Origin of the sequence: uncultured Streptococcus sp., from assembly GCF_963516515.1 — a bacterium.
Taxonomy (GTDB): Bacteria; Bacillota; Bacilli; order Lactobacillales; family Streptococcaceae; genus Streptococcus.
On sequence record NZ_CAUQCJ010000018.1, the window covers coordinates 22,782 to 34,687 of the forward strand.

Here is an 11,906-nt window from a genome sequence, read left to right on the forward strand (position 1 = left end):
TAACCTCCAATAATCATGTTAGTTTCAGTATAGCATAAAAGCGCTTAAATGAGGACTTAAAAAAACGAAGTCCGTTGATTTCAGACTTCATTTTTTACTCAGATAAGGATTAAGCATAAGGTTGCAATTCTGGGTTAATGGGTGTATTGGCTAGGTTATTGGCATAGTTACAAAGACTTGCTAAACTGACACCAAGGACTACATCCAAGGCATTTTGGTGGGTATAGCCAACTTCTAAAAACTCAGACAAGGCTTCATCTCCTACACGACCCTTGGTATTGATGACTGCCAAGGTAAATTTAGCTAGGGTGTCCAATTTAGGATCTGTTTCAATCGGAGTGCGGTTGCGAAGAGCTTGAAGCAGGTCATCATTCATCTGGATTTGTTTGATTGAAAAGGCTGTGTGACCTGCGACGCAGAAGGCACAACCATTAGTTACGGCTGCCGTGATTTGCACTACTTCGCGCTCAATTGGTGTCAGACTATTGCGACGGTTGATAGCTCCGACAGTTCTGTAGGCTTCTAGGGCAGTAGGTGCATTAGCCAAGAGTCCGATTAGATTTGGAATAAAGCCATTGTTGTCTTTTTCTACTGTTTCAAGAACTTCTTTCACTTCTGCTGGTGCTGATTCTACTGTATGGATTGTAAATGTTGTCATCATAAAACCTCTTTTCATTTTGTTGAAATCTAGTCTATCACAGATTCTATACCTTGCATAATATATATTTTAAATTGCACTGATAAAAATTCTTTATGAAAGTAAAAAAACCACACAATCTGTGTGATTTCATTATTTATCAAAATACTTTTTAGTCTCAGCAATGACGACTGGTGATAAAACTAAGAGGGCAATCAAGTTTGGCAGAGCCATCAAGGCATTGACGATATCTGCGATAATCCAAACCATATCCAACTCGATAAATCCTCCCAACAAGACCATGAGTACAAAAAACACACGGTAGAGCCAGATGAAACGAACACCAAAGAGGAACTCGAAACAGCGTTCTCCATAGTAGTTCCAACCTAGAATCGTCGTAAAGGCAAAGAGTACAAGGAAGATGGTCAAGAGGGCAGGCCCAAAATGTGAAAAGACTGTTGAGAAGGCTGACTGAGTCAAAGCCACTCCATTCAAGTCACTATTCCATACTCCAGTTACCAAGATGGTCAAACCAGTTAGAGTACAAATGATGAGGGTATCAATAAAGGTTCCTGTCATGGAAATCAAACCTTGCTCTACTGGTTCATTTGTCTTAGCTGCAGCAGCTGCAATGGGAGCAGAACCTAGACCAGATTCGTTTGAAAACACACCACGCGCCACACCATTTTGAATAGCCATCCGAATGCTAGCACCAGCAAAGCCACCTACCGCAGCAACAGGGCTAAAAGCTGATGTCAATATTAAAGCGATTGTAGCTGGGAGTTTCCCCATATTGAAGAAAATAACTGTCAAGGTCCCCAAAATATAAATGATAGCCATAAAAGGAACAACAGCTGTCGAAACCTTAGAAATAGACTTGAGTCCGCCAAAGACTGCAATCGCTACAAATACAGACAACACAAGAGCAGTGATAGCTGGCGAAATAGTCGTTGTATTCTGGATAGATTCTGTAATCGAGTTGACTTGGGTGAAGGTTCCGATTCCCAACAAAGCTACTAAGACACCTGCGATAGCAAAGAAGATAGCAAGTGGTCTCCACTTTTCTCCCATCCCTAGAAGGATATAGTGCATTGGACCTCCCGCTACTGCACCATGGTCGTCCTTGGTGCGGTATTTGATAGCCAGGAGTCCTTCCGCATACTTGGTAGCCATGCCAAAGAAAGCAGCCATCCACATCCAAAAGAGAGCTCCTGGGCCACCGACCTTGATAGCTGTCGCCACCCCGATAATATTTCCCGTACCAACTGTCGCTGCGAGTGCTGTACACAAGGCCGCAAAACTGGATACATCACCATGCCCCTTATCCTTGGTAAAAATAAGCTGGAAGGCCTTGGGCAGACGCAAAACCTGCAAAAGCCCTAGACGAGCAGTTAGGTAAATCCCTGTCCCGACCAAGAGAATCAAGAGGGGTGGACCCCAAGCAAAAGCATCGATTGATTTAAGCAATTCTAACATTTCCTTCTCCTATCTTTTCAACCCCAAAAGAAAGAGCACATGCAAGATACATGTACTCTGGAATGCTTAGATAAATGCTAAAAAGCGGTCTATCCTAGCTCTGTCCTTTTACCTGAGAGTTTGAGCAGTTACCTGCCTTGCCCCTTCGGTGCCTTTACGGTCTCTCCAGAGTTCCGTCCATTTACAGTCATGGAAAATCAAACGATTCCCCACTTCTATTAAACTTCATTCGGTGTTGGTATTTAATTGATTCTTATTTTACAAAAAATGTTGGTTTTTGTCAATGTGTTTTGGGAAAATCTTATTTGACTCTGTAGAAAAAGATTGAGCATTCTCATGTGCGTGAAGTGCTATTAATTATTAAATCAATCTGTGTCACTCTTATTCTACACGATATAAGAATTGTTCTGGTTTATTATGTACTGGAAATGAAGCACGATAGAGAATTCTATCTTTACTAATATCCGAAGCGTCTGATATTAATCCATCCATTGATGTCTCATCAGGTATTCTAACTCCTGCTGGTATGAATTGAATAAAGACTCCAAAAGCTGGACCTGAATAGCGAGCTCGTAGAAAATCATTTACTATTTCTGATTCTGCAAGGTCAACTGTAAACTGTTCTGGAGCCACTAGCCCATTCTTACTAAAAACTAAATCTTCTCCTCCATTACCTTTACTCCATCTTCCCTCAATACTAGAAAAATCTCCATTTTTTATGGCGTTAATATCCATTTTCCCAGAAGTATGTTGGTTTGTTGAAGATGATGTCTCAGCTGTCCCCTTATCTGCACTTGCTCCTCCAGGAATCTTATCTGAAACAGACTTCCAACTTAGGGTTTCTAGAGAAATAGGCGAACCGACACCAAGATCTGCTAACTCTTGAGCTTCCTTGGCCTTCACCAAGGACTGGCCATCCTCACTAAATTGATAGTGGACATAGATGTGACTCGTTGCTGTACCAGCCCCACGATAAAGCAGAGAATTGTCTAGAAAAATACCGACTGTCATTCTCTCACCAATCTGGTCTAAACGATTTTCTTGATTGGTCAGACGGATCACCTTTCCATCTTTCAAAGTACGGATATCAAGCAAACTCTTTTCACCACTCTTCATTTCAAGAGCAAGCAAGAGTTCATCCACTCCGTCGTTATTCAAATCTGTATTGTGGTAAACCACATCTGTGTAAAAACCTTGAGAAGACTTCACTTGACTAGCCAAAGGATTGACCTCCATACCTGTAGGAAAGATACCTTTGGTTACTTTTTCATAGTCATCGAGAACCTTGTTATATTGGCTGTAATCTATCTCTGGTGTCGCTACAGATGTATCTGATGTTGAAGCAGATGGTGTTTCCGAGCTTTTGTTCCAAGGTAGATACTGACAGCCTCCTAGAACTAGTGTCAGTAAAAGTGTTGTGGCTAATAAAAACTTTTTCATATTACTCCCTTATCTAAGAGAAAGGAACCAGCCTGTGCTAATTCCTTTCACTATTTTTATTTTATTTAACCCACTTACCTGAACTATCTACTTGGTAGCCATCTGGGGTACGTTCGTTGACTGCCATCTTACCATTTGATTTGAGATAGTAGTCACCTACCCATGTGTTACGAGCATAGCTTCCTTCTGACGTTAGGTAATAGTAAGATTGGTAGCTACTATCATAGATCCACTCACTCTTAGCCATTTTACCATCTGATTTGAGGTAGTAACTTCCAGCCCAAGCATTACGCGCATAGCTACCCTCTGCTGTCAAGTAATAGTATGATTTATAGTTATTGTCATAAATCCACTCGCTCTTAGCCATGTAGCCACCTGATTTGAGGTAATAACTTCCTGACCAAGCATTTTGAACAAAGTTACCTGAAGCATCTAGGTAGAAGTAGGAATTGTACTGAACATCAAAAATCCATTGATTGACTACTTTAACACCAGCTTTATAGTAAGAAGAACCTGACCAACCAGTCTGACCTGAGTTAGAGCTAGTGGCTGGTTTTGGAGTTTCAGATGCTTTTGGTGTTGTAGATGATTGTGTTGAAGATACTAGACCAGCAAATTTACCGTCTTTAATACTAAAGACAGGAGATTCTCCTTTGTATTGATGACGAAGCTTAGTTTGAGGATCGATATAAAATTCACTCACATAGGCTTCATATTTATATTCTCCGTCAGGAATCGAATCATATAAATAAGAGTCATTGCTACTTTTTGTTAAATCATAGGATCTTAAACTAACTTGTGCTCCAGTATCATCATCGACAACTTCTTTTGTTTTAGCATTAACCAGTTTCGTTCTTACAAAAATATAATCTTGCTTACTATTCCAATTATTAACAAAATTAGGATTGACACTATCAGTTGAAAAAGTTACAGAAACGCCACGATTTTTATCATAGCCAACCAAACTTAGATTGACCTTGTGATCAACATTACCAACTGCAATGATGTCATCCGCATGCACTGTTTGTGCTGAAAAAGGGAGAACTCCTGCTGTGTCGATTGTTGATACTACTCCAACTGTTGAAAGTGCCACAGCACATACTAATAATTTCTTTTTATTCATGTTATTTTCCTCCATTTTATAGTTTTTTATTTAACCCACTTACCTGATTCATCCACTTGATAACCATCTGGGGTACGTTCGTTGACTGCCATCTTACCATTTGATTTGAGATAGTAGTCACCTACCCATGTGTTACGAGCATAGCTTCCTTCTGATGTTAAGTAATAGTATAAATCATAGTTTTTATCAAAAATCCACTCTTTTGTAGCCATCTTACCATTTGATTTAACATAATAATCACCAACCCAAGTACTGTAAGAATAGCTCCCCTCAGACGTTAGATAATAGTAGGCACCATAGTTCTTATCAAAAATCCACTCACTCTTAGCCATCTAACCACCTGATTTAAGGTAATAGTTTCCTACCCAAGAATTTTGGACAAAGTTACCTGAAGCATCTAGGTAGAAGTAGGAATTATAGTTTTTATCGAAAATCCACTTACTGATAACTTTACTACCATTTTGATAATAAGATAAACCCGACCATCCATCTCTTTGATTCGGTGTTGATTGACCAGACGTTTTTGAAGTTGTAGTAGTTGTTGATTGACCAGACGTTTTTGAAGTTGTAGTAGTTGTTGATTGACTAGACGTTTTTGGAGTTGTAGTAGTTGTTGATTGGTTAGACGTTTTGGGAGTTGTAGCAGCTGTTGTTTTACCAGTCAGCTTCTTCACAGCCTCTCTAAACTCGTCTACAGTTCCCTTCCACTCTATGTAATTGGCACCAGACTTATTCTCAAGAGCTATATAGTTGCGATCGGATTCTTCGAAGTAAGATAATTCTGGAGTAGTTTTTGTAGCCCAAATAATGGGACGATTGGCAGTTCCCTTCCATCCTTTAAATACTTCTGAATCATTGGGAACAAGAATATAATATTTTGCAGATGGATTAATCGTCTGGGTGTCAGCCTGCACCGTTTGTGCTGAAAAAGGTAGAACTCCTGCTGTGTCTACAAGAGAGACAAGACCAAATGTTGCAGCTGCTAGGCTTGTTACTAAAACTGTTTTTGACTTCATCATCAAAAATCTCCTTTAAATTTTTATTGTTTACGGTTACAGTATAGCATGCTATTTACCTTATTTACGAAAAGCGTATTTATATTTACCTTTATTGAACAATTACCCCCCCCCCCGAAAAAACGTAAGTATAATTACTTTTTTCTAAAAATTCCCTTAAAAACTGGTAGAATTATGATAGAATGGAAAAAAGGACTTGAGGAGATTTAGGATGCAAGATGAAAGTGTTTATGGATTAGTATATAAGGCCATTCGTGAGGAGAGAGGGTTTACACAGAAGGAAGCCGCTGGTACTACAGTGACTCCACATTTTTTACGTCAGTTTGAGCAAGGAAAATCTCGGATAACCATTCAAAAATTTGAAGAGATTCTGTCTAATATTGGAATTGATAAAGAGACCTTTGATAGTCTCAAGACGCAGATGTTTCCAACGGAATTTCATAAATTGCAGGCTCAGGTTGCTGATTTAGCCTATAAGCGTGAATTTAAAAAGATCCTTAGCTTGATTAATCAACCCTTGGAAAATCCTGGAATAGCTGAACACTATGTGATTGCCAATCGTGTAGTCAATAAATTTGCTATCGCAAACATCATCGGCGATTCTTTTCTGACTCCAAAAGACTATCAAGAACTAGAATATATCAAGAACTATCTGAGTGAATTGGACGATTGGAATAAAATTGAGGTGAATATCTTTTCATCTATCCTGCCTCACTTTTCAATCGAATTTTTAGATTACAGACTCTACCACTTATTAGATACTCTAAAAAAACAGACTGAATACCATTCAATCCGTACTGCTGACTACTATATTGCCTGCTTAAGAACTGCTATCAAGCATTACTCTGTCAATGGCTACTAGGATAAGGCTGAGAGCTTAGCTGTGAAAACCTTGGAAGTGATTAATACTTTCCCTCTACTGAGCACCAAGATGACAGAGATGATTAGTCTTTCAATGGAACGGGCTAATAATTTTCTCAGACAAGATGATGTCAGAGGTCTAGAGCTTGCTAAGCATATCTTTGCCAGTCTTGATAACTTTGAAAAGGTCTATCCAAATCAACTTCTGACTCGAATGAGAGAGGATTTCTTTGTTACTGTCACACAACTCAATCACACTGGACAACCTTTAGAGGTCTAGGCTAAAAATCAAAAAAGCTTGAGGAATCACATATTTCCTCAGGCTTTTTTTTATCCTTTAAAGGTCACAATAGTTGCGCCACTGCCTCCAGCATTTTGTGGGGCATAGCCGAAACTCTTAACATGTTTGTTTCTTTGTAGGTATTTGGTAACTCCTTCACGGATGACACCTGTTCCGATACCATGGATGATATCAACTTGAGCCATATTATTAAGCAAGGCTTGGTCGATAAAAGCATCTAGCTCATTCATAGCCTCTTCATAACGTTTGCCTCGAAGGTCCAGTCTGGCTTGAGGTCCTCGCCCAGAAGTTCGTTTCACGACATTGACCTGTTTCTTCTTAACTTGCTTTTCTTGCTGGGCTTGAACGAGGTCAAATTCTTTCTCTTCCAAGGTCATCTTAATCAAGCCAACTTGAGCTTCCCAGCGGCCATCTTTGAGTTGGCTGGTCAAGGTACCACGCTGTCCATAACTGAGAACAACGATATCATCTCCCACCTTTGGAGCTCGTTTTTTCTTGGCCTTTTGAAGAATCTTGTTTTTAGATAGGTCTACTTTTTCAGGAGCCAATTTTTTCAGCTTGGCCTTAGCTTCAATGATTTCATGGGGCTTGAGTTGAGATTTACTATGGAGATTCTTAAGAATATGATCACTTTCACTGAGGGCCATGTCCACAATCTCAGCAGCTTGTTCACGCGCCTTATTAAGCTCGATTTCCTTTTCACGATTGAGCTCGTTGTAAAGTTTTTTAAGCACACGGTTCATCTTGAGATTTTCTTGCTCCACCTCACGGATATTGTCCAAGCGTTTACGGCTTTCCAGCGTCTGCTCTTCCAGTTGTTCAATGATACGATTGACATCATTGTCCTGATTGACCTGCTGGCTGGCATCCCCAACGATAACTTCAGATAGGCCTAAACGTTTGGCAATTTCAAAGGCATTGCTTCGGCCAGGAACACCCTGCATAAAGCGATAAGTCGGGCGAAGAGTTACAGTATCAAACTCCATGCTAGCATTTTGCACAAAGGCTGTCTCAATACCGTAGACCTTGAGTTCGGGATAGTGGGTCGTCGCCATGGTCTTGACTTGACGCAGGCGAAGGTCCTCCAGAATAGCCATGGCAAGGGCAGCTCCCTCTTGAGGGTCTGTACCAGCCCCCAACTCATCCAAGAGTAAGAGGGAATGTTGATTGACCTTGCCAAGAATATCCACGATATTGGTCATGTGGCTAGAGAAGGTAGACAAACTCTGCTCAATAGACTGCTCATCGCCAATATCGGCAAAGATTTCTTCAAAAATACCCACACGACTTCCCTTGTCTGCTAAAATCGGCAAACCAGACTGAGCCATAACCTGCGTCAAGCCCAGAGTTTTAAGCATGATAGTCTTACCACCAGTATTGGGACCTGTAATGACAATGGCTGTTAAATCTTGACCAAAATGGACATCATTTGCGACGGCATTTTTGACCAAAGGATGGCAGACATGGAGCAGTTGAATCTCTTGATTTTCTGACAGCTGAGGAACGACTGCTTGCCTTTCTTGGATAAAGCGAACCTTGGCACGAATCAAGTCCAAACGACCGATAATCCAAGCATCATTGGCAATCTCAGCCGCATGAGGGCGAACACGCTCAGAAATTTCTTGGAGAATGCGAAGCATTTCATAGCGCTCATCTGCTCGCAAACTGGCAATTTCTTCGCTCAGTTTGACCACCTCACGGGGTTCGATATAGACGGTATTCCCACTAGCAGAAATATCATGAACGACACCTGCAATCTTGTTACGATAAGTATTCTTGACTGGTAAAACCTGACGTCCATTTCTACTGGCAACGATCCCTTCCGTCAACATTTGCGCTTTTTGCTTGAGCAGGTCCTGTAAAACATCGCGAACCTGACTCTCGCTATCATGGATTTTTCGACGGATTCGCGCCAATTCTTCACTGGCGAAATTTTCAATGAAACCTGCATCATTAAAGGCTTGGAGATTTCCTTGTAATTGCGGAAAATCGTGTAATTTCTCAAACCAGAGGGCTAACTCTTCCAAACTGACATTTTCCAGATTATCATAAAAACTTTGCAGTTCTCGGCTGGAAAGAAGCACGCGCTTCAAAAGTAGAAACTCCTCGATATTGAGGTCCGCCCCCATCTCCAAACGCTTGCAGACTCCTGCGATTTCCTTGGTTGCAAGAATGGTAAAATGCGGTTGCTCGACAAAGAGAGCCTGCATTTCCTTCATCTCAGCAAAAGCCTGTTTGATTTTATCTGCTTTGGCAGTCGGAGCCAGCTGTCTCAATTGCTCCAAGCCCTGCTCGGTCAACAAATGAGGTTCAAACAAAGCCTTGACCTTATTGAACTCTAATGTTTCTAATATTTTCTTATTCATCGTTATTTCCTTGTCTTTGAATGTCTATACTCTTCGAAAATCAAATTCAAACCACGTCAGCGTCGCCTTACCGTACTCAAGTACAGCCTGCGGCTAGCTTCCTAGTTTGCTCTTTGATTTTCATTGAGTATTAGGTGTAGTAACTTTTTACATTCAATCAAATCTGTAAACAAAGGGCTAGGAAAATTCCTGCCCTTTTTATCCGATTAAATTTGTCACCCAGATTTGTTTGAGCCAACTGGTTGTTACTGGTATGCTCTGGATGATGTGTTTTGCGACGATACTCTTTTCAAGAGGATTTTGTATAGCTGCCATGGGAATGGTTGCTAGTATGGTCAAGGCCATTTGCAAGACAAATAAGGTCACCAACATGGACAAGATACCTGCTGAAACTTGGAACAACTTGCCACCCAGTTTTTTACTAGGAAGTAAGTGTAACAAGAGACCAAGCAAACGACCGATGCTATAGACAATCCCAAATACCAACAAGTAGCCGATACCTGCGTAAAAGACCTTATCCAACTGAAAGAGTTGATCCGATGGGAAAAAGAAAGTTCCCTGACCTTCCTGCGGATTTGCATAAGGGAGCAATAAATGGAATTGCTCACCAAGCCCCTTGTAAAACTGGCCAGCCATAAAAGCCGATGCCATGGCTGAAATCAGGTAATAAACCTGCAAGAGCAAGCCTCTCCGATAGCCGATATAAAATCCCCAAGCTAAGACCAATAGAAGAAGGAGTGAAATCATAAGGAATCCTCAATCTTGCTCTGTTCTTGCTTACAAGTCACCAGCTTGTGGCGCAGTTCTTCTAATTCTTGCTCCTTATCATCAAATTCAATCTCACGGCTGAGCTGAGTTGACAAACAGTTGACTGCCAACAAAAGAGCGATTGTTTCATCATCTGCGCTAGGCATTTGTTCTTTAATTGCTTGGTATTTTTCTGTCGCAACCTTAGCGATTTCCTCCATAAAGAGGTTATCATGTTCGCTTGTCAAGGTTAACGTTTTTTTCCCGAATGTAAATTTGAATCGATTTAGATTTGCCATAAAATTCACCTCACGATATTATACCAAAATTCGCTAACTTTGTCAGTTTTTACAAATTTGCCTGCTTTTGTGGTACAATAGAAACTATGGCAAGTATAACACTCACACCAAGCGAAAAGGAGATCCAGACTTTCCTTGAACACTATCAAACCAGTCTGGCTCCCAGTAAGAACCCCTATATCCGCTACTTTTTGAGACTCCCTCAGGCAACGGCTTCTATCTATACTTCTGGAAAAGTCTTGCTTCAGGGTGAAGGGGCTGAGAAATACGCTCGTTTCTTTGACTATCAAGTTCTAGAGCAAACCAGCGGACAAAATCTCCCTTTGATTGGAACAGATGAGGTAGGAAATGGTTCCTACTTTGGTGGGCTTGCAGTTGTGGCTTCCTTTGTCACACCTGACCAGCATGCCTTCTTGCGAAAACTCGGTGTGGGGGATTCTAAGACTCTGACCGACCAAAAGATTCGTCAGATTGCCCCTATCCTCAAGGAAAAAATCCAGCACCAGGCACTGCTTCTCTCACCAAGCAAGTACAACGAGGTCATTGGAGACCGCTACAACGCTGTTTCGGTTAAGGTTGCCCTCCATAATCAGGCTATCTATCTCCTCCTTCAAAAAGGCATTCAGCCTGAGAAAATTGTGATTGATGCCTTTACCAGTGCTAAAAATTATGACAAGTACTTGGCACAAGAGGCCAATCGTTTCAGCAATCCTATCAGCTTAGAAGAAAAGGCTGAGGGCAAATACTTGGCTGTCGCAGTTTCTTCTATCATTGCGCGTGATCTCTTTCTGGAAAATCTGGAAAATCTGGGACGAGAACTGGGCTATCAACTTCCAAGTGGAGCTGGAACGGCTTCTGATAAGGTGGCTAGCCAGATTTTACAAGCCTATGGTATGCAGGGACTCAATTTCTGCGCCAAACTGCACTTTAAAAATACTGAAAAAGCGAAAAAACGCTTAGAAAGGTAAATTATGAATTCATTTAAAAATTTCTTAAAAGAGTGGGGATTGTTCCTCCTGATTCTGTCATTACTAGCTTTGAGCCGTATCTTTTTTTGGAGCAATGTCCGCGTAGAAGGGCATTCCATGGATCCTACCCTAGCGGATGGCGAAATTCTCTTTGTTGTTAAGCACCTCCCTATTGACCGTTTTGATATCGTGGTGGCCCATGAGGAAGATGGCAATAAGGACATCGTCAAGCGCGTGATTGGAATGCCTGGTGACACTATCCGTTACGAAAATGATAAACTTTACATCAATGACAAAGAGACAGATGAACCTTACCTAGCTGACTACATCAAACGTTTCAAGGATGACAAACTCCAAAGCACCTACTCAGGCAAGGGATTTGAAGGAAATAAAGGCACTTTCTTTAGAAGTATTGCTGAAAAAGCCCAAGCCTTCACAGTTGATGTCAACTACAACACCAACTTTAGCTTTACTGTCCCAGAAGGAGAATACCTTCTCCTCGGAGATGACCGCCTAGTTTCGAGCGACAGCCGCCACGTAGGTACTTTTAAAGCAAAAGATATCACAGGGGAAGCTAAATTCCGCTTCTGGCCAATCACCCGTATCGGAACATTTTAAGAGACCTAAGAGGCCGAGAATCACCAATCTCAGCCTCTTCTTCTATCGTGAGAA

At 41.2% G+C, this 11,906-nt stretch carries 11 protein-coding genes, 1 pseudogene and 1 riboswitch; of the genes and pseudogenes, 4 read left to right on the plus strand and 8 right to left on the minus strand.

Annotated elements, in window-relative coordinates; translation table 11 throughout:
- Positions 1-109: 109 nt before the first annotated feature.
- From RYL77_RS05175 to RYL77_RS05195, 5 genes and pseudogenes are all read right to left on the minus strand, one after another.
- Positions 110-658, minus strand: a complete 549-nt coding sequence (locus RYL77_RS05175; RefSeq protein WP_315010347.1) for a carboxymuconolactone decarboxylase family protein — start codon at positions 656-658, stop codon at positions 110-112.
- Between the two features lie 132 nt (positions 659-790).
- Complete coding sequence (locus RYL77_RS05180) at positions 791-2,113, minus strand: sodium:alanine symporter family protein (RefSeq protein WP_315010349.1); 1,323 nt, start codon at positions 2,111-2,113, stop codon at positions 791-793.
- Positions 2,114-2,203: 90 nt separating this feature from the next.
- Positions 2,204-2,292: riboswitch (glycine riboswitch) on the minus strand.
- Positions 2,293-2,494: 202 nt separating this feature from the next.
- Complete coding sequence (locus RYL77_RS05185) at positions 2,495-3,553, minus strand: DUF6287 domain-containing protein (protein ID WP_315010351.1); 1,059 nt, start codon at positions 3,551-3,553, stop codon at positions 2,495-2,497.
- Between the two features lie 61 nt (positions 3,554-3,614).
- Positions 3,615-4,676 (minus strand): endo-beta-N-acetylglucosaminidase, encoded by a 1,062-nt coding sequence (locus tag RYL77_RS05190; protein WP_315010353.1) that lies wholly within the window; start codon positions 4,674-4,676, stop codon positions 3,615-3,617.
- 26 nt (positions 4,677-4,702) lie between these two features.
- Positions 4,703-5,692 (minus strand): annotated as a pseudogene (locus RYL77_RS05195) (N-acetylmuramoyl-L-alanine amidase family protein).
- A 211-nt stretch (positions 5,693-5,903) separates the two neighbouring features.
- Here RYL77_RS05195 and RYL77_RS05200 point away from each other — a divergent pair.
- Both RYL77_RS05200 and RYL77_RS05205 read left to right on the plus strand, forming a co-directional pair.
- Positions 5,904-6,554, plus strand: coding sequence for a helix-turn-helix transcriptional regulator (locus tag RYL77_RS05200; RefSeq protein WP_315010354.1), 651 nt, complete (start codon positions 5,904-5,906; stop codon positions 6,552-6,554).
- A 21-nt stretch (positions 6,555-6,575) separates the two neighbouring features.
- Positions 6,576-6,833 (plus strand): hypothetical protein, encoded by a 258-nt coding sequence (locus RYL77_RS05205; protein ID WP_315010355.1) that lies wholly within the window; start codon positions 6,576-6,578, stop codon positions 6,831-6,833.
- 50 nt (positions 6,834-6,883) lie between these two features.
- On the opposite strand, the gene RYL77_RS05210 is transcribed toward RYL77_RS05205, so the two are convergent.
- From RYL77_RS05210 to zapA, 3 genes are all read right to left on the minus strand, one after another.
- Positions 6,884-9,220: an endonuclease MutS2 gene (locus RYL77_RS05210; protein ID WP_315010357.1), complete on the minus strand. Its 2,337-nt coding sequence runs from the start codon at positions 9,218-9,220 to the stop codon at positions 6,884-6,886.
- Positions 9,221-9,418: 198 nt separating this feature from the next.
- Positions 9,419-9,967 carry a CvpA family protein gene (locus tag RYL77_RS05215; protein ID WP_000624511.1) on the minus strand — a complete coding sequence of 183 codons (549 nt, stop codon included), beginning with the start codon at positions 9,965-9,967 and terminating at the stop codon, positions 9,419-9,421.
- Positions 9,964-10,266 carry a cell division protein ZapA gene (gene zapA, locus RYL77_RS05220; RefSeq protein WP_000002023.1) on the minus strand — a complete coding sequence of 101 codons (303 nt, stop codon included), beginning with the start codon at positions 10,264-10,266 and terminating at the stop codon, positions 9,964-9,966. Before zapA ends, RYL77_RS05215 begins: the two co-directional genes overlap by 4 nt.
- 86 nt (positions 10,267-10,352) lie before the next feature.
- Here zapA and rnhC point away from each other — a divergent pair, with 86 nt between their 5' ends.
- Entirely contained in the window at positions 10,353-11,234 is an 882-nt protein-coding gene (gene rnhC / locus RYL77_RS05225) for a ribonuclease HIII (protein WP_315010360.1), read from the plus strand.
- Positions 11,235-11,237: 3 nt separating this feature from the next.
- A complete protein-coding gene (gene lepB, locus RYL77_RS05230; protein WP_004245100.1) occupies positions 11,238-11,852 on the plus strand; it encodes a signal peptidase I in 615 nt (204 codons plus the stop codon).
- Positions 11,853-11,906: the final 54 nt, after the last annotated feature.

Bases quoted from the DNA above. Each gene is read 5' to 3' on its own strand.
- lepB (WP_004245100.1), top strand. From the start codon at position 11,238: ATGAATTCATTTAAAAATTTCTTAAAAGAGTGGGGATTGTTCCTCCTG.
- RYL77_RS05210 (WP_315010357.1), bottom strand. From the start codon at position 9,220: ATGAATAAGAAAATATTAGAAACATTAGAGTTCAATAAGGTCAAGGCT.
- RYL77_RS05200 (WP_315010354.1), top strand. From the start codon at position 5,904: ATGCAAGATGAAAGTGTTTATGGATTAGTATATAAGGCCATTCGTGAG.
- RYL77_RS05190 (WP_315010353.1), bottom strand. From the start codon at position 4,676: ATGAATAAAAAGAAATTATTAGTATGTGCTGTGGCACTTTCAACAGTT.
- zapA (WP_000002023.1), bottom strand. From the start codon at position 10,266: ATGGCAAATCTAAATCGATTCAAATTTACATTCGGGAAAAAAACGTTA.
- RYL77_RS05185 (WP_315010351.1), bottom strand. From the start codon at position 3,553: ATGAAAAAGTTTTTATTAGCCACAACACTTTTACTGACACTAGTTCTA.
- RYL77_RS05175 (WP_315010347.1), bottom strand. From the start codon at position 658: ATGACAACATTTACAATCCATACAGTAGAATCAGCACCAGCAGAAGTG.
- rnhC (WP_315010360.1), top strand. From the start codon at position 10,353: ATGGCAAGTATAACACTCACACCAAGCGAAAAGGAGATCCAGACTTTC.
- RYL77_RS05215 (WP_000624511.1), bottom strand. From the start codon at position 9,967: ATGATTTCACTCCTTCTTCTATTGGTCTTAGCTTGGGGATTTTATATC.
- RYL77_RS05180 (WP_315010349.1), bottom strand. From the start codon at position 2,113: ATGTTAGAATTGCTTAAATCAATCGATGCTTTTGCTTGGGGTCCACCC.